The sequence below is a fragment of the Paraburkholderia aspalathi genome, from assembly GCF_905220735.1.
GTDB classification, from domain to species: Bacteria; Pseudomonadota; Gammaproteobacteria; order Burkholderiales; family Burkholderiaceae; genus Paraburkholderia; species Paraburkholderia aspalathi.
Map to the genome: position 1 here is coordinate 498,231 of NZ_CAJNBA010000001.1, position 18,024 is coordinate 516,254.

General features: G+C 61.5%; 21 protein-coding genes. 14 read left to right on the forward strand and 7 right to left on the reverse strand.

Annotated features, from left to right (window positions below; all coding sequences use genetic code 11):
• Positions 1 to 277: 277 nt before the first annotated feature.
• The 3 genes from KHO30_RS02090 to KHO30_RS02100 all read right to left on the reverse strand — a co-directional run bounded on the left by KHO30_RS02090 (position 278) and on the right by KHO30_RS02100 (position 1,878).
• Positions 278 to 649, reverse strand: coding sequence for a hypothetical protein (locus KHO30_RS02090; RefSeq protein ID WP_211699874.1), 372 nt, complete (start codon positions 647 to 649; stop codon positions 278 to 280).
• 226 nt (positions 650 to 875) lie between these two features.
• Complete coding sequence (locus KHO30_RS02095) at positions 876 to 1,136, reverse strand: hypothetical protein (protein ID WP_093634302.1); 261 nt, start codon at positions 1,134 to 1,136, stop codon at positions 876 to 878.
• Positions 1,129 to 1,878 carry a DNA/RNA non-specific endonuclease gene (locus KHO30_RS02100; protein WP_200620628.1) on the reverse strand — a complete coding sequence of 250 codons (750 nt, stop codon included), beginning with the start codon at positions 1,876 to 1,878 and terminating at the stop codon, positions 1,129 to 1,131. The genes KHO30_RS02095 and KHO30_RS02100 overlap by 8 nt, the downstream gene beginning before the upstream one ends.
• A gap of 78 nt (positions 1,879 to 1,956) precedes the next feature.
• Here KHO30_RS02100 and KHO30_RS02105 point away from each other — a divergent pair, with 78 nt between their 5' ends.
• The gene (locus tag KHO30_RS02105; protein WP_200620629.1) at positions 1,957 to 2,118 is read left to right on the forward strand and encodes a hypothetical protein; all 162 of its coding nucleotides are present in this window, start codon (positions 1,957 to 1,959) and stop codon (positions 2,116 to 2,118) included.
• Positions 2,119 to 2,256: 138 nt separating this feature from the next.
• Here the strand turns inward: KHO30_RS02105 and KHO30_RS02110 are convergent, their stop codons facing one another.
• Positions 2,257 to 2,616 (reverse strand): DUF3564 domain-containing protein, encoded by a 360-nt coding sequence (locus KHO30_RS02110; RefSeq protein WP_054034144.1) that lies wholly within the window; start codon positions 2,614 to 2,616, stop codon positions 2,257 to 2,259.
• 161 nt (positions 2,617 to 2,777) lie between these two features.
• Here KHO30_RS02110 and KHO30_RS02115 point away from each other — a divergent pair, with 161 nt between their 5' ends.
• Positions 2,778 to 3,452 carry a DUF4410 domain-containing protein gene (locus tag KHO30_RS02115; RefSeq protein WP_211699875.1) on the forward strand — a complete coding sequence of 225 codons (675 nt, stop codon included), beginning with the start codon at positions 2,778 to 2,780 and terminating at the stop codon, positions 3,450 to 3,452.
• Positions 3,453 to 3,514: 62 nt separating this feature from the next.
• Here the strand turns inward: KHO30_RS02115 and KHO30_RS02120 are convergent, their stop codons facing one another.
• Both KHO30_RS02120 and KHO30_RS02125 read right to left on the reverse strand, forming a co-directional pair.
• Entirely contained in the window at positions 3,515 to 5,200 is a 1,686-nt protein-coding gene (locus tag KHO30_RS02120) for an acid phosphatase (RefSeq protein WP_211699876.1), read from the reverse strand.
• A gap of 115 nt (positions 5,201 to 5,315) precedes the next feature.
• A complete protein-coding gene (locus tag KHO30_RS02125; RefSeq protein WP_054034140.1) occupies positions 5,316 to 5,603 on the reverse strand; it encodes a hypothetical protein in 288 nt (95 codons plus the stop codon).
• A 175-nt stretch (positions 5,604 to 5,778) separates the two neighbouring features.
• Between KHO30_RS02125 and KHO30_RS02130 the strand changes: the two genes are divergently transcribed.
• Entirely contained in the window at positions 5,779 to 6,750 is a 972-nt protein-coding gene (locus tag KHO30_RS02130) for an IclR family transcriptional regulator (protein WP_211699877.1), read from the forward strand.
• 2 nt (positions 6,751 to 6,752) lie between these two features.
• Here the strand turns inward: KHO30_RS02130 and KHO30_RS02135 are convergent, their stop codons facing one another.
• Positions 6,753 to 7,829 (reverse strand): porin, encoded by a 1,077-nt coding sequence (locus KHO30_RS02135; protein WP_200620632.1) that lies wholly within the window; start codon positions 7,827 to 7,829, stop codon positions 6,753 to 6,755.
• 440 nt (positions 7,830 to 8,269) lie between these two features.
• On the opposite strand from KHO30_RS02135, the gene KHO30_RS02140 reads away from it, so the two are divergent.
• From KHO30_RS02140 to KHO30_RS02190, 11 genes are read left to right on the forward strand one after another with little or no spacing between them, the layout of a single operon-like run.
• Positions 8,270 to 8,584, forward strand: coding sequence for a non-heme iron oxygenase ferredoxin subunit (locus KHO30_RS02140; RefSeq protein ID WP_020068683.1), 315 nt, complete (start codon positions 8,270 to 8,272; stop codon positions 8,582 to 8,584).
• 1 nt (position 8,585) lies between these two features.
• The gene (locus tag KHO30_RS02145) at positions 8,586 to 8,897 is read left to right on the forward strand and encodes a recombinase-like helix-turn-helix domain-containing protein (RefSeq protein WP_171927726.1); all 312 of its coding nucleotides are present in this window, start codon (positions 8,586 to 8,588) and stop codon (positions 8,895 to 8,897) included.
• A 49-nt stretch (positions 8,898 to 8,946) separates the two neighbouring features.
• Entirely contained in the window at positions 8,947 to 10,044 is a 1,098-nt protein-coding gene (locus tag KHO30_RS02150) for an aromatic ring-hydroxylating dioxygenase subunit alpha (RefSeq protein ID WP_211699878.1), read from the forward strand.
• Positions 10,037 to 10,813: an SDR family oxidoreductase gene (locus tag KHO30_RS02155; protein ID WP_211699879.1), complete on the forward strand. Its 777-nt coding sequence runs from the start codon at positions 10,037 to 10,039 to the stop codon at positions 10,811 to 10,813. The genes KHO30_RS02150 and KHO30_RS02155 overlap by 8 nt, the downstream gene beginning before the upstream one ends.
• Before the next feature lie 26 nt (positions 10,814 to 10,839).
• On the forward strand, positions 10,840 to 11,367 hold the full coding sequence (locus KHO30_RS02160) for a cupin domain-containing protein (RefSeq protein WP_074289220.1): 528 nt from the start codon (positions 10,840 to 10,842) through the stop codon (positions 11,365 to 11,367).
• Positions 11,368 to 11,406: 39 nt separating this feature from the next.
• Positions 11,407 to 12,297: an alpha/beta fold hydrolase gene (locus KHO30_RS02165; RefSeq protein WP_211699880.1), complete on the forward strand. Its 891-nt coding sequence runs from the start codon at positions 11,407 to 11,409 to the stop codon at positions 12,295 to 12,297.
• 21 nt (positions 12,298 to 12,318) lie between these two features.
• The gene (locus KHO30_RS02170) at positions 12,319 to 13,200 is read left to right on the forward strand and encodes an IclR family transcriptional regulator (protein WP_372449998.1); all 882 of its coding nucleotides are present in this window, start codon (positions 12,319 to 12,321) and stop codon (positions 13,198 to 13,200) included.
• The gene (locus tag KHO30_RS02175; protein WP_200651485.1) at positions 13,197 to 13,994 is read left to right on the forward strand and encodes an SDR family oxidoreductase; all 798 of its coding nucleotides are present in this window, start codon (positions 13,197 to 13,199) and stop codon (positions 13,992 to 13,994) included. The genes KHO30_RS02170 and KHO30_RS02175 overlap by 4 nt, the downstream gene beginning before the upstream one ends.
• Positions 13,987 to 15,645 carry a thiamine pyrophosphate-binding protein gene (locus KHO30_RS02180; protein ID WP_093634289.1) on the forward strand — a complete coding sequence of 553 codons (1,659 nt, stop codon included), beginning with the start codon at positions 13,987 to 13,989 and terminating at the stop codon, positions 15,643 to 15,645. The genes KHO30_RS02175 and KHO30_RS02180 overlap by 8 nt, the downstream gene beginning before the upstream one ends.
• Complete coding sequence (locus KHO30_RS02185) at positions 15,638 to 16,468, forward strand: aspartate dehydrogenase (protein WP_054034124.1); 831 nt, start codon at positions 15,638 to 15,640, stop codon at positions 16,466 to 16,468. The genes KHO30_RS02180 and KHO30_RS02185 overlap by 8 nt, the downstream gene beginning before the upstream one ends.
• A 40-nt stretch (positions 16,469 to 16,508) precedes the next feature.
• Positions 16,509 to 17,999 (forward strand): aldehyde dehydrogenase, encoded by a 1,491-nt coding sequence (locus KHO30_RS02190; protein ID WP_211699881.1) that lies wholly within the window; start codon positions 16,509 to 16,511, stop codon positions 17,997 to 17,999.
• The last annotated feature ends 25 nt before the right edge of the window (positions 18,000 to 18,024 follow it).

Here is an 18,024-nt window from a genome sequence, read left to right on the forward strand (position 1 = left end):
TGGTTGATCAAGACAGTTCGAGATTAGACGTCTACGGGTAAACGCAGTGCAAAAATTGGGGTATCCGCTGAAAAAATCACGAGGACTAGACGAGTTGCTCGAATTGCATCAGCCAGCAGCCGTGCCGGTAATTTAACTGTGTGTGGGCTTCAACCCTGTCCATATGACACGCCCATAAAAAAAGGCGAGTCGTGAGACTCGCCCTCCCTGAACGGCAGAGTTCGGCTTCGATTAACTACAGATGCCTGGCCGGTGCATGCCGAATACCGATCACGTGTTATTGCGTTTTAGTCGTGTCGATCTTTGCGCCGTCGGCTTTTGCCGGGGCATTGCTGGCCTCTTTCGCGCTCTCCGTCTTTGTCTTGCTTGCGCTTGTATCTACTGCGGTCTTCTTGGCGGCCTTATGGGGCTTTGCCGTGTGGCTGGCGGAAGCCTTCTTCACATGCGCCTTCGTCGCGGCCTTCGTCGGCGCTTTGGTCGTGGCGGCGCCTTGGTCCGTGGCGCCCGTTTGCACGGCGGTGCTCGCCTTCAGGTTCGCTTGACCGGCGGGTTGCGTTTGCGCAGGTTGCGCGGCCGCCGGTGCTGCGGTTTGTGCGAATGCGGTCGACACGACGAGAGCGGAAGCGAGAGCAGCGAAAAGCGTCTTCATGATGTAACTCCTGGTTAAACCGGTTGTTCTTTGTGTCGCGGCTGAAATGTTTCAGCGCTGCCGGTTTAACGTTGGCGGGAAGACAGCAGTTGACGATGCTCTGGTGACAAAACGTAACGGCGGATACATATCGGGGTCCTGAATCAACCCGAAGCGGTTTCGCGTTTCAGCCGCGAAGATAGCGGGGAAAGCCGTACCTTCGCGCCTGAGCGATTGCGCGAACGCACTATTGAAACGGATTCTGGACGACGCCCGGCTTCGTGTCCGGCTCGTCCTTCACTTTCGCCGGCAGATTGGTCTGTGCCTGCAGCGCGGCCACTACCGCATCGATCGCTTCCTTCAGTGCGAGTGCCGCCTTCAGTCCGCGTTGGTCTTGCGTCAACTCCAGCGTACCGTTCAGCACCACGCGCGTGGTGCCGTTGCTGACGGTGAGTGCATCGCCCTGGATGTTGAGCACGTCGTCATCGTTCGAATAGGGTTTAAACACCTTTTAGTCCTCCCGGTCGCTGATCTTTGAGGTTCTCCGGAATGCCCGGAAAACGGATGCCCGATGCTGCCTCGAGTTCGTGAATCGTCCTGATGTCGTAGCGGTTGGTTGAGACGTTGTCCACCACCACCGCGAACGCCATCTGCCGCGACGGTACGTAGACCACCTTGAACAATTGCGTCGGCACGAAGACGCGCGTCGGTCCAATCGTCTGCAATTGCTGGCCACTGAAAATCGGCCCGGTGACGACATAGGTATCGTTGTACGACATCGCGATCTTACGCACCGACGTTTCGATACGCGCCCACAAGCGCTGATTGTTCTCGCGATTTTGCGGCACGACGTTGGCCAGCGAAAACGATTGTGCCATCGCTTCCTGATTCCAGCGATTGCCTGCCGGACTCATATGACCGCGATCGAAGCCGCTGCGTTTATAGTCCGCGAGCGTCGCACCTTCACCGTCGGGCAAACGCGCGTCTTCGAAGAACTTGTTGGTACGCACCATGTCTTTCGCGGCTTCGATATGGTCACGCGTCAGATGCTCCGAAGACCATAGCGGACCATGCGTGATACCCGAATGCAGCACCGCGAAATCGCTATAGCAAAGCATGCGCGTTTTCGGCGCCATCTTCTGATTGGTCAGAACAGGCCATTGCGCATTCGGGGTGAACTGGGTGCAGGAAGGCGCCGCACTCGCGTGAGCGGCAACGGCGAACAACAGACAGGCAAACCACTTCTTCATGGGTGGGTCAGTTGAGGGATCGGGGGCGCAAGTATAGCGTCGCGAGCCGGTGTCGAGCGAGGTGGAACGCAGAAGAACATGAAGGAGGAAAGCGGCTTTGGCGCAGTGCCCGCAGCGATGAAAATGCAGCGAGCGGAAGAAGCCGAAGAAGCACGGCAAAAAACCGCTGCACCAAAAAAAACGGGCCGCTTTGCAGCGACCCTAATGCGTGGAATTCAAACTCTACTCACGCAAACTTAAGACGGACTTAAGCGCGGAATGCGGAGTGCGAAAGCGTGGACCGACGGTCGAACGCGCACACGAACCCACCCGCCACGCCCGCAGGCGGCGTGTTTTGGATGAGTGGAAATTTCGACCGACGAAAAAAAGCGCCGAAACCTAATTGCCGAAAACACTGTGTTCGGCGTGCACGTTCTGCCGATCGACAGCTTGCAAGCGCCAGAAACCGCTGGCCGGCGCGCGTGTCGGCAAGGCTGTCCACGCTGCGGCACCTTGCGCCGCGCTCACGCGTTGTTTGCGATCGACATGCAATCCGCGCAACGTGCACAGCGGCGCATCCGTGCTCGGTGCACAGAGGGTCGTCACGCCATTGTCGTCGTGTAACTCGCCCCACGGGGGCAGATCGATCCCTTGATGCGCTTCCCTCGACCACCGATGTTCGTCGGTGTCGAGCCATAACACAGCGTAGTCGTGGCTGACGGTGGGATCGGAGCCGTTGATGAGGATGGTCAGGCGCATGGCAGCTCCGTACAAATTGCGAAGTAATGCCTTATCAGTCTATGTCGCGACGCGTGTTATGCAAGGCGAAAAGGTACGGCGATCGGGCACGAAAAAAACTTACGCCCGGCGCGCACGGCTGTACGATAGCCGCGTCGGAAAGACATTCGCGGAGGCGAGCCATGCTGCGTCGATTGCTGCAACTCACGATGATGGCAGGGTGCCTCGGCGCGATATCGACGCTCAGTGCAGCCGCGGACAGCACCCCCTTCGCCGCGCCCGCGCCGATCGTCTATGTATCCGACTTCGACCTCGACGTGGCCAACGTGACGCCTGACAGCGGACCGGGGCAACGCGTGCGCCGCCTGCGCGGTCTGTTGCCGAGCGGTCCGGGACCGATGGGCAAGGACAAGAATCCGCAGGACCACGCCAAGGACATCGTGAACGAGATGGGCGACGCGCTGACTGCGGACCTGAAAAAAGGCGGTGTCGATGCGCGCCGTATTGCGCCCGGGCAGCCACTGCCCGCAACGGGTTGGCAAGTGCGCGGCGTGTTTCTGAGCGTCGACGACGGCAATCGTCTGAGACGTGCAATGGTCGGTTTTGGTGCGGGTCAGAACAATATTCAGGTGGCGGTGTCGTGCGATAGCCTCGCGACGGCTGATTTGCCGCCGCTCTATGAGGCCGTCGAAGAAGCAGACAGCAAGGGAAAGCCCGGCGCGGCGATCAAACTCAATCCGTACGTAATCGCGGCGAAGTTCGTGATGGCGAGTGGTGACGAGAAGAAGACGATCGGGAAGACAGCGCAGCAGATCTCTGATTCAGTGATTGCCAAGCTGCACGGGGTGGCGCAGTGATTGATGCACTGCTGCCCACCCCGGCGCAATAGACAAACACAATAGCGCAATGGGCAAGCCGTTCAGGCCAGATCCAGCGTACCGGTCAAATCACCAAGCGGCGCCAGGCCATTCTGCGCAAAAGCCCGATCACGTGCGACAACCCCATCGAGCGGCGCCAGCCCATGCACCCGGCTAATCAGGCGAAGAATCGAATTGGTGTCGTACACCGTATGATCGACATAGCCCTTCTTCGCCAACGGCGAAATCACTAACGCTGGAACCCGCGATCCCGGCCCCCAGCGATCGCCCTTCGGCGGCGAGACCGGGTCCCACCAGCCGCCGTTTTCATCGACCGTGACGACTACGACCGTATTGGCCCATTGCGGGCCGCGCTGAATATGCTCGATCACATTTGCGACGTGACGATCCCCCGATGCGACATCCGCATACCCCGCGTGCATGTTCAGATCGCCCTGCGGTTTGTAGAACGTGACGGCCGGCAAACGTCCTGCATCGATGTCGGCAATCAGCCGATTGGTAGACGCATCGTCGCCGAGGCCCGCATCGCGCAGATACTTGCGCCGCGCGGCGGTGCCCGGCGCGTAATTAGTGAAGTAGTTGAACGGCTGGTGGTGGTACTGGAAATCAGGCACGGCACCCGTGTCCTGATGCTCCAACGCGTACTGCCACGCACCGCTGTACCACGCCCAGTCGACGCCCTTGTCCGTCAGCCGGTCGCCGATCGTCGCGTAGTTTTGCGGCGGCATCACGCGCGGATTCGACGGGTCCGCGAGCGCGGGATTGCCGCCTTCGGCCGGACGCACGCTACTCGGCTGGTAGGGCGGCGCCATCGTGTTGACGGCGTAACCGTCGGCGGTAAACGCGCCATCGTTGACGAATTTCGGCGGACCGTCGAGCGCTGAGGCCGGCGAATCGGGCGCCAGTTTCAGCCGCACGCCGGTCGGATCGTCGCCGTCCACCACCGAGACCATCTTCTTCGCCGGACTGTTGTGGATGTCGGGATAGAACGGTGCCTGCGCCGAGATCAGGAAGATGTGGTTCAGCCACGATCCGCCGAAAGCGGCCATGAAGAAGTTGTCGCACAGCGTGTATTGCTGCGCGAGATTCCACAGACGCAGCGTGTCGGCGGAATTGCGGTAGTGGCCCATCACCAGGCCGCCGGAGTCGCCCCACGCGGCGAACTGGTTGTTGCGCCCGGCGTTGATCTGCATCTGGTTCTGATAGAAGCGATGCACCAGATCACGCGTGATCACGCCATTCGGCAACGGTGCGCCTTGCGCGTCGGTAATGTGGAACGGGCCGTTGCGCAGGTTGGCAATATCCTTCTGACCGATCATGTAGCGCTTGCCGTCCACCTCCTGCGCTTGCGGCACGAGGCCACCCCAGATTGCCGGCAGGCGCGGCAGCGGCGTCTTGCCGTCGCGGTCGAGTTGCAGATAACGCTCGGCGCTCACCGCATCGAGTGGATGCTGGACACCGGGAAAATTCCCGTACAGATTCGCGAAGCTGCGGTTCTCGGCGTAGATCACCACGATCTGCTTGACCTGGTCGTGTAACGCGGCGTCGAGCCGCATGTCGGCGGCACTGCGCGGCGCCGTGTCGCTCGCCATACCTTGGTCAGTCTTGCACCCGGTTAGCGCCAGCCCGATACCGACCGCCGCGAGTCCGGTCAGGACACGGCGGCGTTCAGGATCGTCGGGGGTGTCGTCGGGGTTCGGTGGCAGGGTGGAGTCGTTGTCTGTCATCGGTATCTCTCGGAGTTTGCGTGACGGGCGCTTCACAGTCATAAAGCTACCGCTCGGGGCGGCGTGCGCGCGGCACCGGGTTCAAAATCGAGGTGGCCGGAAGGTTCCGGCACGGCTAGGGCAATCGTCGCTTCACGCGCCAACTGTTGTGCGTCGAGTCGATGGCGAACAGAAGCCAATGTCTGGCGTCCACTGGATGACGCCGCTGCGTAGCGTAACGGTCAACGGTCAATTCGAGTTCGTCGAAAGTCCGCCGATGGCAAGTGGCATGCGCGCCGGAGCCGTCCGCGAATTCGACTATCGCTGCCGCCGCGCGGGCCGGCTCGGGCAGGTGCGCGATCTGCACTGCGCAACCCGGATAAAGATGTGAGTCGGCAACCTGGATCTGTACGGAATCGGACATGAGCGTGGCCTCCGGACGCCTGGCGCGAGCCAATGCGCGGCAGTGAGACCTCGCGCGATGGACCGCATCAAAGCATAGCACCGCGCGAAACGAAAATGACCGCCGTGTGCTTCGCGCTATCATGCTGATCTGTATCCGATGAACAGCAGAGACAACGGCAAAGACGGCAGCCAAGATGGCAAAAGAAGAGCAGACAGGAGCGGGACGCAAGCACGCGAGGCCACGCGGCGCGACAGTTTCGACTCCGCGAGACGAGGCGGCGCGATCCCTGGTGGACAGCGCTGATTCCCCCGATTCCCCCGATGAAGAGAGCAGCGGCGGATCGACTTATCTCGTGCCAGGGCTGGAGCGCGGCCTGCGCATCCTCGCCGAATTCAGCGCGCGCGAGCCGATTCTGGGTGCGCCCGAATTGTCGAAGCGCATCGGCATTCCGCGCACCACCACATTTCGTCTGCTGCAAACGCTCGAAGCCTTAGGCTTTCTCGAGCGCGTGAACGGCGACCGCTATTTCCGGTTGAGCGTCGCAGTACTGCGGCTCGGTTTTGAATATCTGAGCTCGCTTGAACTGACCGACGTTGGCACGCCGATTCTCGAACGTTTGCGCGACGCGACCGGCCTCAGCACGCATCTGCTGATCCGCGACCAGCGTGACGTGGTGTTCGTCGCCAAAGCGCAAACGCATGAGCCAATGTTCAGTTCGGTGAAGGTGCATGTCGGCACGCGTTTGCCCGCGCATGCCACGGTGCACGGCCAAGTGCTGATGGGCGATTTGAGTTTCGAAGAATTGCGTCAGTTGTATCCCGAGCCGCAACTCGAACGGTTCACCGAACGCACGTCGGCGACCGTTGAAGAACTGTACGGAAGAGTGCGCGAAAGCGCGGCGCTCGGCTACGCGTTGAGCGAAGCGTCTTTTGAACGTGGCATTTCAGTAGTGAGCGCGCCGGTGCGCGACCAAAGCGGCAAGATCGCGGCCGCGTTGACGGTCACCATTCCCCGTTCCGATATCGGCGAAGCGGAAGAACGCGAACCGCTCATCATCGCGGTTTGCCAGGCGGCGCTCGAATTGTCCGAGCGGCTCAGCTATCGTCCGCGGCCGGATGATCCGACCGCGGCTCAAGCGCGTCGCAGGTCGGTTGCGGCGAATTGATATCAGAACGAGTGGTGGATACCGGTCAGGAAAATCGTCTGGTTCCGGCCGCTCGACACACCCGCCGTAAAGAACGCGGCGTCCGTATTCGAGCCCGCGCGCTCGTACAGCGCATTCACATACAGCTGCGTCGATTTTGACAGCGCGTAGATGTCGCCGATCTCGAACTGCGTCCAGCGATGGCCGGCCATCGTCGTGGTCGCGGCGCCGCCGGCGACGCTGTTGAACGGCGTGAACTGATAATTCGCGCCCACGTCGTAGCTCTGATACGTATCCGAATGGCCGGACGATTCCAGCTTCACACGCGTGTACAAACCGTGCACCAGCAGCTTGCCGAACTGGTATGACGCGCCTGCCCCCATGTTCTCGACCTTGGCCGCCGTGTAGTTAGCCGCCGCGACACCCTGGAAGCTGGTGATGCCCGTTGTCACGATCGACGGCGTACGGTCGTGCTCATTCGCATAGGTCGCGCCCGCCTTGAACGGACCGTTGGCATAGCTAAGCGCAAAGCTCAGTGTCTTGCCGGTCGAGAAGTTGGTCGTGTTGCCGAGACCCATCATCGCGCCGACCGAGAAACCGGCGAAACTCGCCGAGCGGAACTTCACCGAGTTGTCGAACGGCACCACGCCGGTGTCGGCGAGTTCGTCGATGTTGCCCGGGTGGAACGCGTACCAGCTCGCGGCCAGATAAGCCGTGCTCAGCGGACCCAGCACGTCGAAGCTGAACGGCGTCTGATGGCCGAGCGTCACCGTGCCGACCTGGTCCGAACTCAATCCGACAAAAGCCTGGCGATTGAACAGCGTGCCCGCTTTGGCGAACGCCCCCGTGTTCGTATAGAAGCCGTTTTCCAGCTGGAAAACAGTCTTAAGACCACCGCCCAGATCCTCGACACCCTTCAGGCCCCAGCGGTCCGGCTGCATGTTGCCCTGTTCCTCGATCCACTTCGAATGGCCACCCGCATTGCTGATGTACGCAATACCGGCATCCAGGCTGCCGTAGAGCGTCACGCTGCTTTGCGCCCAGGCGCCGGTCGTTGCGCAGATTGCCGTCAAGCCGGCCGCCGCAATGATGTGCTTCACCGTTGGTTCTCCTGATCACACGACGGATAGCTCGCGCCGATTTCGTCGTCCCTGATCCTTGCTTTGGGTTGAATGCAGCTTCGGGTTTATGCGCCAAAACTGCTCCGCTTTATGTTCCACCTATGGGCGTTTGTATCGCCTATGGAAAAGTATAGTGAGTCTGGAAGTGGTCAAAATAAATTTTCGGACCCCGTACAAACCCGCATGAGGGCCACAGCATTTGTCTGAAAATTATAGGCAAACCCACGCCCAGAAAGGCTATCAAGCGGAAACTGCGGCTCACGTCAGTTCACGCAAAGCTGTGTTGCGAATGCCACAGTCGGTGTTTTCCCCTACCAGCCCAGATTTTTATTTTCTCGAGCCAAAGCCACTCCTATAATTATCCATACACGAACTGATGTTCCGTATATGGAACATAAGGCTTCAGGAGAAGGCGAGAAATGACTGAACAATGGCGCTGCGCCGGCCATGCCGGCGACCTGTCCGAAGACGCGCCGCTCGAGTTCAAACTCGACGGCACGGAAATCGGCATCTACAAGGTGGGCGATGCGCTGTACGCGCTGGAAAACGTCTGCCCCCATGCATACGCGCTGCTGACGCAGGGTTTTGTCGACGGTGACACCGTCGAATGCCCGCTGCACGAAGCCGTGTTCCATATCCCGACCGGCAAATGCCTGAAAGAGCCGGGTGGCCGCGACCTGAAGATGTACTCGGTACGTCTCGCCGGCGAAGAAATCCAGATCAAGGTGGAATGACATGTCAGAACACATCGTGAACTTCAATCCCTTCCTGAAGCCGTGGCTCGCGCCGCAGCCGAACAACGTTGCCGGCAAGGGCGTGATCGAAAAGCCGGGTGAGACCGAAAACTTCATCTGGCAAACGCGCAAGGCTGAGCCGACCCAGTACGAAAACGACTTCGGCGATGCGCTGGAAAAGGTTTTCGAAGCCGGCGCGAATGAGTTGCAGGAAGTCGTCGACGGGTTGAACCGCGTGGGCTTCCGTACGCCGGAAGGCAACGCGTGGGACGCCGATCGCCTCGCCGCCGAATTCCGCCTGCTCGCTGAATAAGCGCGCTCTCCCGCACACGTCTCTTCGCTTTCGCATCCGGAGTCTCTTCATGACGTCCCCCAATACAACGACTCAAGGCGCGGCCGACCCGATCCAGTCTTATCTGAATCGCGGCCTGCGCAATTACTGGTATCCCGTTGCACCGAGCTGGCAAGTCGGCGACGCGCCGGTCGGCGTCACGCGCCTCGGCGATCAGATCGTGCTGTGGCGCGACAAGGAAGGCAAAGTCCGCGCGCTTGAAGATCGCTGCCCGCACCGCGGTGCGCGTCTGTCGCTCGGCTGGAACCTCGGTGGCAGCGTCGCGTGCTGGTACCACGGCATTGAAATCGACGGCGGCGGCACGGTCACGAAGGTGCCGGCTGTCTCGAACTGTCCGCTGGAAGGCCAGAAGTGCGTGAAGTCGTATCCGGTCGAAGAGCACGCCGGCGCGATCTTCCTGTGGTTCGGCGACGACGCCCATAAAGAACCCACGCCACTAGTGTTGCCGGAAGAACTGGTAGGCGACGAGTACGCGAACTTCCTGTGCATGTCGAACTGGAAGTGCAATTACCAATACGCGATCGACAACGTGATGGACCCGATGCACGGCGCGTATCTGCACGCAACGTCACATTCAATGGCCGAAGGCGACAAGCAGGCCGACATGCGCGTGCGCAAGACCGAAACCGGTCTGATGTTTGAAAAGGTCGGCCAGCGCGACGTGAATTTCGACTGGGTTGAGCTCGGCGAAACCGGCGCGCTGTGGATGCGCCTCGCGATTCCGTACAAGAAGAAGTTCGGCCCCGGCGGCAACTTCGGGATCATCGGCTTTGCTACGCCGGTCGACGAGAACAACTGCCAGGTTTACTTCTGGCGCACGCGCAAGGTGTCGGGCTGGCAGCGCGACGCATGGCGCTTCATGTATCGCAACCGTCTGGAAGGTCTGCACTGGGCCGTGCTGGAACAGGACCGCTATGTTCTCGAAAGCATGGCGCCGAATGCGCGCGAGCACGAATTCCTCTATCAGCACGACGTCGGCATGACGCGTGTGCGCCGCATGTTCCGTCAGCGCGCGCAGCAGCATTTCGCTGAGCTGGATGCCTATCACGCTCAAGCCGCTCAGGCCGGCACCGGGCAAACCGAAGCAGCAGGCCACAGCCATGCATAACGAAGCGTCCCCGGCATTGGTTGCACTCCATGGCAGGCGCGTCCTCGTGACGGGCGGCGCGCGCGGCCTTGGCGCGGCGTTCGTTCGCTCGCTGGCGCAAGCCGGTGCGCAAGTCGTGTTCGGCGATGTGCTGCATGACGAAGGCCGGGCGCTCGCGGCGTCACTGGTCGAGCAAGGCCATGCAGTGACTTATCTGCCTCTCGATCTCGCGGACCCCGCCAGCATCAAGCAGTTTGCCGATCGGGCCGCAGCACAACTCGGCGGCCTCGACGCGCTGATCAACAACGCGGCGATCACCAACTCGGGCGGCAAGTTCGCCGATGAGTTGTCGGTCGAGACGTGGGACGCCGTGATGAACGTCAACGTGCGCGGCACGTGGCTGATGAGCACCGCCGCATTGCCATATCTGCGTGATTCGGGCCGCGGCAGCATCGTCAACATCGCGTCGGATACAGCGATGTGGGGCGCGCCGAAGTTGCTCGCGTATGTCGCGAGCAAGGGCGCGGTGATTTCGATGACCCGCTCGCTGGCGCGTGAATTTGGCGCACATCAAGTGACCGTCAACGCCATCGCACCCGGCCTCACTGAAGTCGAGGCCACCGCCTACGTACCTGCCGAACGTCACCAGTATTACCTGCAAGGCCGCGCGCTCACACGCGCGCAAGTGCCCGACGACGTCACCGGGCCAGTGCTGTTCCTGTTGTCCGATGCCGCGCGCTTCGTGACTGGCCAGTTGCTGCCGGTCAACGGCGGCTTCGTGATGAATTGATCTTGTCGAATCGAAAGGAGAAAGAGATGGCGGACGCCGAACTCGAACGCAAATCGTGGGAACAACCCGCGGACGCGAGCTTTGCACAATGGTTGGACAGCCGTGTTGCGCGCCTGGAAACGCGTCGTTATGACTGGGATGCGCTGAAGTTCCAGGCCGACTACGACCCGAAATATCGCCGCGCGCAAATGCGCTATGTCGGCACGGGCGGCACGGGCGTCGCGAAGGACATGAACACCGTGCCCGCAGGCGGCTTCACGTTTTCGACGATGGTGATCCCAGCCGGCAACATCGGTCCGAGCCATATTCATATGGATGTCGAAGAAATCTTCTTCGTGCTGCGCGGCAAGATGAAAGTGATCTGCGAGAAAGACGGCGAAACGTGGGAAGCCGTGCTCGGTGAACGCGATCTGATTTCGGTGCCGCCGGGCGTGTATCGCACGGAAGTAAATATCGGTGAAGAAGATGCGTTGATGTGCGTGATGCTCGGTGCGGCCAAACCGATTACGCCGACGTATCCGCCGGATTCTCCTTTGGCCAAGCTCAAACGCTAAGCCCTCAAGTTCGTTTTGAAAACACCCACGAAGGAAACCATGTCCGCAGTCCCGTCCGCTACCGTCGATCAGAACGCTACGCTCGAAGCGCGCCTTGCGCGCTTTCCGGCGCAGCAGATCTGGCCGGCATCGCAACGCGCGGTGAGCTATCGCGATGTGGATAGCGCCGAAAGTGGAGCGCTGCCTTTGGTGCTGCTTCACGGTATCGGTTCGGGTGCGGCCTCGTGGGTGCAGCAGTTTGAAGTGCTGGGTGAGACGCGCCGTGTGCTGGCGTGGGATGCGCCGGGGTATGGCGCATCAACACCCGTAGACGCCGATTCCCCGGCAGCAAGCGATTACGCCGCTGTATTGAAGGAATGGCTCGACGCACTCGGCATTGAACGCTGTGTGCTACTGGGCCATTCGCTTGGCGCGATCATCGCCGGTGCATTTGCCGTGGCGAATCCGCAGCGCGTAGCCGGTTTGCTGTTGTTGTCGCCGGCTGGCGGTTACGGCGCTTCCGCGGTGGAAGTGCGTGAAACAAAACGCGATCAGCGTCTGGCCATGCTGAAAGAACTCGGCCCGCAAGGTCTCGCCGAAAAACGCAGCACCAATATGTTGTCAACCCACGCGAGCGACGAAGCCCGCGCATGGGTGCGCTGGAACATGTCACGTGTGATCCCGCACGGCTATGCGCAAGCGACACATCTACTCGCCAATGCCGATCTCGCCAGCGACCTCTCACGCTACAAAGGCCGCATCAGCGTCGCGGTCGGCGCAGAAGACACCATTACGCCCCCCGAAGCCTGCGAGCGACTTGCTCTCGCCGCCGGCACCACACTGCAGGTCGTGCCGCGCGCCGGGCACGCCGGTTATATCGAAGCACCCGCCGCGTACACCGCGATCATCGACACGTTCTGCCGCGCAAGCGACGGACAACGGAGCCAATGAATGACGTCCGACACGCATGACATGGTTAGCGCCGAGCGCGACGCGGACGACGACCGCAACGACGCAGACACGAGCAGCGATATCAGCTATCGCGTGCCGGGTCTGGAACGCGGTCTGAAGATTCTGACGGAGTTCTCGCCACGCGAGCCGGTTCTCGGCGCACCGGAATTATCGAAGCGCCTGAAGATTCCCCGCACGACGGTGTTCCGTCTGCTGCAAACGCTCGAATCGCTCGGCTTTCTCGAGCGCGCCGATAAAGACCGTAATTATCGCCTCGGCGTTGCCGTGCTGCGGCTCGGGTTTGAATATCTGAGCTCGCTCGAATTGACCGACCTCGGTTTGCCGATCATCGAAGCGCTGCGTGACGACACCGGTCTCACCAGCCACATCGTGATTCGCGACGGACGTGACGTGGTGTTCGTTGCCAAAGCGCAAAGCCATGCGCCGATTTTCAGTTCGGTGAAGGTGAATGTCGGCACGCGCCTGCCGGCCCATGCAACGACGCACGGCCAGGTGCTGATGGGCGACATGACGCTCGACGACTTGAAAAAGCTCTACCCGGAACCGGAACTCGAACGCTTCACGAAACAAACGCCGGCCACCATCGACGACTTGTACGAACGCATTCTCGATGACGCCAGGCGCGGCTACGCGATCAGCGAGTCGTCGTTCGAACGCGGCATTTCGGTGGTGAGCGCGCCGGTGCGCAACGACACGGGCCGCATCGTCGCCGTGATTACGACGACGATTCCGCGCCACGAGATCGATGCGTCCCTGCTCGATAGCGGCCTGATCGACAAGGTCCGCCGCGCGGCCGACGAACTCTCGCAGCGGCTCAACTATCGGCCGACGGGTAGCTCGAACTCGGGCGCGAAATACTTTAAGGCATTGGGGCTCAAATGATTCAAATCGACTTGACCGGACAGGTAGCGGTGGTGACGGGCGGTTCGTCCGGCATCGGCCTTGCGACTGCCGAACTGTTTCTGCGAGCAGGCGCTTCTGTCGCGATCTGCGGCCGCGACAGCGAACGTCTCGCGCAAGCGGAAGCTTCGCTGAAGGCACAGTTTCCGCAAGCGCAATTGCTGGCGCAAACCTGCGACGTGCTGGACGCGGACGAGGTCGCAGCATTCGCGCAAGCAGTGCAAGCGCGTTTCGGCAGGACCGACATGCTGGTGAACAACGCGGGCCAAGGTCGCGTATCGACGTTCGCCAACACCACCGACGACGCCTGGCGCGAAGAACTCGACCTGAAGTACTTCAGCGTGATCCGCCCGACCCGCGCCTTCTTGCCGATGTTGCGCGACGCAGCAAACCCCGCGGTGGTCTGCGTGAACTCGCTGCTCGCCCTGCAACCCGAGCCGCACATGGTGGCGACTTCGTCGGCACGCGCCGGCGTGCTGAGCCTCATCAAATCACTTGCGGTCGAACTCGCACCGCAACGCATTCGCGTGAATTCGATTCTGATCGGCATCGTCGAATCGGGTCAATGGCGCCGCCGTTACGCGAAAGAAGCGCAGCCGGGCCAGAGCTGGGAAGACTGGACCGCCGAACTGGCACGCAAGAAAAACATTCCGCTAGGCCGCTTCGGCAAACCCGAAGAAGCCGCTCAAGCGCTCTTTTATCTGGCTACGACGCTGTCGTCCTATACGACGGGCAGTCACATCGATGTTTCTGGAGGCGTTGCACGACATGTCTAATAAAACCACCGTTGGCGAACTGATCGCCGCTTTTCTCGAGCAGTGCGGCGTTCAAACCGCATTCGGCGTGATCTCGATCCACAACATGCCGATCCTCGACGCGATCCACAACCGCGGCAAGATTCGCTACGTCGGCGCACGTGGCGAAGCGGGCGCGGTGAACATGGCTGATGGCCTGGCGCGCGTCTCCGGCGGCCTTGGCGTGGCATTCACCAGCACCGGCACTGCTGCGGGTAATGCTGCTGGCGCGATGGTCGAAGCGCTGACCGCGGGCACCGCGCTGCTGCATGTGACGGGCCAGATCGAAACCGAATACCTCGACAAGGATCTCGCCTATATCCACGAGGCGCCGGATCAATTGTCGATGCTGTCGTCGATCTCGAAGGCCGCGTTCCGCGTGCGCTCGGTCGAAACCGCATTGCCGACCATCCGCGAAGCCGTGCGTGTCGCGCAAACCGCGCCGAGCGGCCCGGTCAGCGTCGAAATTCCGATCGACATTCAAGCGGCCGAAATCGAATGGCCTGCCGACTTGGCCGCGCCGCATGTCACCACGTTGACGCATTGCAGCCAGCGTGTCGTGCAACTCGCGGATCAACTGGCGAATGCAAAGCGTCCGCTGTTGTGGCTCGGCGGCGGCACGCGTCATGCACGTGCTGCGGTTGAACGTCTCGTGGCCTTGGGCTTCGGTGTGGTGACCAGCGTGCAGGGCCGTGGCGTGCTGCCGGAAGATCATCCGGCGACGCTCGGCGCGTTCAACGTGCATGCCGCTGTCGAAAGCTTCTACAAGACGTGCGACGCGCTGGTGGTGGTCGGTTCGCGTCTGCGTGGCAATGAAACGCTGAAGTACAAGCTGGCGCTGCCGCAACCGCTGTATCGCATCGACGCCGACGCGCTCGCCGACAACCGCGGTTATCGCAACGACATGTTCATTCACGGCGATGCCTCGGCCGTTCTCGAAGAGCTCGCGACGCTGCTCGAAGGCCGTCTGAAGGTCGATCCGACGTTCGCGCAAGACCTGGCTGCTGCGCGCGAAAGCGCCGTCGCCGATGTGGGCAAGGGTCTCGGCCCGTACAAGCGCCTCGTCGACGCGCTGCAGCAGGCCGTGGGCCGCGACTACAACTGGGTGCGCGACGTCACGATCTCGAACAGCACGTGGGGTAACCGCATGCTGAAGATATTCTCGCCGCGCGCGGGCGTTCATGCACTCGGCGGCGGTATCGGCCAGGGCATGCAGATGGGGATCGGCGCAGCGCTCGCGGGCAATGCCGCGAAGACGGTGTGCCTGGTTGGCGACGGCGGCCTGATGGTCAACGTCGGCGAACTCGCAACAGCCGTGCAGGAAAACGCCAACGTGATGATCGTGCTGATGAACGATCAGTGCTACGGCGTGATCCGCAACATTCAGGACGCGCAATACGGCGGTCGCCGCTGCTACGTCGATCTGCACCAGCCGGATTTCGCGCAGTTCTGCGAGAGCTTGAAGCTCACGCACTACCGCATCAAATCGCTCGACCAGGCCGAGGAGATCATCCGCGAAGGCATGGCGAAGACGGGCCCCGTGCTGGTTGAAGTGGACATGCTGTCGGTCGGCTCGTTCGCCACGGCGTTCGCGGGCCCGCCGGTCAAGGAAAAGGAGCCGGAACATGCGTGAGACCGGCTACGCGGGGCATCACGCACCCGTCGACGTCGCGATGATCGGCTTCGGCGCGATCGGCCAGGCGGTGTATCGCTCGGTCGAGTCGGATCCGACGGTGCGCGTGTCGCACGTGATCGTGCCGGAGCGCCATATGGCGTCGGTGCGCGAGGTGGTGGGCGCATCGGTCGATGTGGTGGCCTCCGTTTCCGCGTTGAGCAGCCAGCCGCATTTCGCGCTGGAATGCGCGGGGCACAGCGCATTGGTCGATCACGTGGTGCCCTTGCTGAAAGCCGGTACGGATTGCGCGGTCGCATCGATCGGCGCGCTGTCCGACATGATGCTGCTGGACGCGCTCTCCGCTGCGGCCGATGAAGGCGACGCAACGTTGACGCTGCTCTCGGGCGCAATCGGCGGCGTGGATGCGTTGTCTGCCGCCAAGCTCGGCGGCCTCGACGAAGTGCTGTACACGGGCCGCAAGCCGCCTTCGGGCTGGCTCGGCACGCCCGCGGAACAGCTCTGCAATCTGCACACGCTGAGCGAAGAGACCGTGATTTTCGAAGGCAGCGCGCGCGAAGCGGCGCGCCTGTATCCGAAGAACGCCAATGTTGCCGCGACGATCGCGCTGGCTGGCCTGGGTTTGGACCACACCATGGTCCGTCTGATTGCGGACCCGAACGTGTCGCGCAATGTGCACCGCATCGTGGCGCGTGGCGCGTTCGGCGAGATGTCGCTGGAAATGTGCGGCAAGCCACTGCCGGATAACCCCAAGACTTCCGCACTGACCGCGTATAGCGCGATCCGTGCGCTGCGCAATCGCGCGGCCCGTTGCGTGATTTAAGACATTCGCTGATTAGCTGAAGCAAACCGGAACGACCGACATGACTCACTTCGATACCAGCCTCGTGCCCACCGGCGATATTTTCATCGGCGGCGAATGGCGGCAAGGGCGTGGCAGCCCGTACAAAAGCCTGTATCCGGCGGATCAGTCGGTCAACATGGAAATCTCGACAGCCACCGCAGACGACGCCCGCGAAGCCGTGGAAGCTGCGGATTTCGCATGGCGCAAGGCGGATTGGTCCGGTTTGAAGCCGCATCAACGCGCGCTGATTCTGTATCGCATCGCCGATCTGATCATGGCGCGTCACGAAGCGCTTGCGCAATTGCAGCGCCGTGACAACGGTAAGCCGATTGGCGAAACGCGCGTGCTGGTGGCGAGCGCTGCGAACACCTTCCGCTATTTCGCGGCGTGCCTCGAAACGCTCGATGAAGAGGTAACGCCCTCGCGTGGCGACTATCTAACGATGAGCATCTACGAGCCGATCGGTGTGATCGCGGCGATTACGCCGTGGAATTCGCCGATTGCTTCGGATGCACAGAAGCTGGCGCCGGCATTGGCGGGCGGTAACGCCGTGGTGTTGAAGCCGGCTGAAGTCACGCCTTTGGTCTCGCTTGCGTTGGCCCGTATCTGTGAAGAAGCCGGCGTGCCGAAGGGTGTTCTGAGTGTGGTGCCGGGTAAAGGCTCGGTAATCGGCGACGTGCTGGTGCGTCATCCGTTGGTGAAGAAAGTGTCGTTCACGGGCGGCACCGAAGTCGGCCGCGGCATCGCGCGCATTGCTGCGGACAAGCTGATGCCGGTCTCGCTCGAACTCGGCGGTAAATCGCCGACCATCGTGTTCGATGACGCCGATCTCGATCACGCAGTGAATGGTGTGCTGTACGGCATTTTCAGTTCGTCGGGAGAAGCATGCATCGCGGGCTCGCGCCTATTCGTGCAGCGCTCGATCTACGACGCGTTCATGAAGCGTCTCGCGGAAGGTGCACGCAAGCTGCGCGTCGGCGATCCGTCGCGTACTGAAACGCAGATGGGCCCGCTGATCACCGCGGCGCATCGCGATACAGTCGAACGTTACGTCGCATTGGGCCTGGAAGAGGGCGGCCGCTTGCTGTGCGGCGGCGAACGTCCAGTTGGCGATGGCCGCGAGCAGGGTACCTATTTCCAGCCAACGATCCTCGAAGGTCTTACGAACGACGCCCGCATCTGCCAGGAAGAAATCTTCGGCCCGGTGCTGGTCGCCATGCCGTTCGACGACGAAGCCTCGCTGCTGAAAGAAGCCAACAACAGTGTGTTCGGCCTCGCCGCCGGCATCTGGACGCGCGATTACAAACGCGCTTACCGGATCGCCCGTGCGCTCGAAACCGGCACCGTGTGGATCAACACCTACAAGCTGTTCTCGATCTCGACGCCGTTCAGCGGCTGGAAAGAGAGCGGCATGGGACGCGAGAAGGGCCGACTCGGCATCCGCGAATACATGCAGCAGAAGAGCCTCTACTGGGGCTTGAACGACGCGCCGCTGGCGTGGGCGAACTAATACGCGAAATACGCAAGAGGCACGT

Excerpts from the sequence above, each read along its gene's own strand:
- KHO30_RS02090 (WP_211699874.1), bottom strand. The coding sequence starts at position 649 with ATGAAGACGCTTTTCGCTGCTCTCGCTTCCGCTCTCGTCGTGTCGACC.
- KHO30_RS02100 (WP_200620628.1), bottom strand. The coding sequence starts at position 1,878 with ATGAAGAAGTGGTTTGCCTGTCTGTTGTTCGCCGTTGCCGCTCACGCG.
- KHO30_RS02105 (WP_200620629.1), top strand. The coding sequence starts at position 1,957 with ATGAAGGAGGAAAGCGGCTTTGGCGCAGTGCCCGCAGCGATGAAAATG.
- KHO30_RS02110 (WP_054034144.1), bottom strand. The coding sequence starts at position 2,616 with ATGCGCCTGACCATCCTCATCAACGGCTCCGATCCCACCGTCAGCCAC.
- KHO30_RS02115 (WP_211699875.1), top strand. The coding sequence starts at position 2,778 with ATGCTGCGTCGATTGCTGCAACTCACGATGATGGCAGGGTGCCTCGGC.
- KHO30_RS02120 (WP_211699876.1), bottom strand. The coding sequence starts at position 5,200 with ATGACAGACAACGACTCCACCCTGCCACCGAACCCCGACGACACCCCC.
- KHO30_RS02125 (WP_054034140.1), bottom strand. The coding sequence starts at position 5,603 with ATGTCCGATTCCGTACAGATCCAGGTTGCCGACTCACATCTTTATCCG.
- KHO30_RS02130 (WP_211699877.1), top strand. The coding sequence starts at position 5,779 with ATGGCAAAAGAAGAGCAGACAGGAGCGGGACGCAAGCACGCGAGGCCA.
- KHO30_RS02140 (WP_020068683.1), top strand. The coding sequence starts at position 8,270 with ATGACTGAACAATGGCGCTGCGCCGGCCATGCCGGCGACCTGTCCGAA.
- KHO30_RS02145 (WP_171927726.1), top strand. The coding sequence starts at position 8,586 with ATGTCAGAACACATCGTGAACTTCAATCCCTTCCTGAAGCCGTGGCTC.
- KHO30_RS02150 (WP_211699878.1), top strand. The coding sequence starts at position 8,947 with ATGACGTCCCCCAATACAACGACTCAAGGCGCGGCCGACCCGATCCAG.
- KHO30_RS02155 (WP_211699879.1), top strand. The coding sequence starts at position 10,037 with ATGCATAACGAAGCGTCCCCGGCATTGGTTGCACTCCATGGCAGGCGC.
- KHO30_RS02160 (WP_074289220.1), top strand. The coding sequence starts at position 10,840 with ATGGCGGACGCCGAACTCGAACGCAAATCGTGGGAACAACCCGCGGAC.
- KHO30_RS02165 (WP_211699880.1), top strand. The coding sequence starts at position 11,407 with ATGTCCGCAGTCCCGTCCGCTACCGTCGATCAGAACGCTACGCTCGAA.
- KHO30_RS02170 (WP_372449998.1), top strand. The coding sequence starts at position 12,319 with ATGGTTAGCGCCGAGCGCGACGCGGACGACGACCGCAACGACGCAGAC.
- KHO30_RS02175 (WP_200651485.1), top strand. The coding sequence starts at position 13,197 with ATGATTCAAATCGACTTGACCGGACAGGTAGCGGTGGTGACGGGCGGT.
- KHO30_RS02180 (WP_093634289.1), top strand. The coding sequence starts at position 13,987 with ATGTCTAATAAAACCACCGTTGGCGAACTGATCGCCGCTTTTCTCGAG.
- KHO30_RS02185 (WP_054034124.1), top strand. The coding sequence starts at position 15,638 with ATGCGTGAGACCGGCTACGCGGGGCATCACGCACCCGTCGACGTCGCG.
- KHO30_RS02190 (WP_211699881.1), top strand. The coding sequence starts at position 16,509 with ATGACTCACTTCGATACCAGCCTCGTGCCCACCGGCGATATTTTCATC.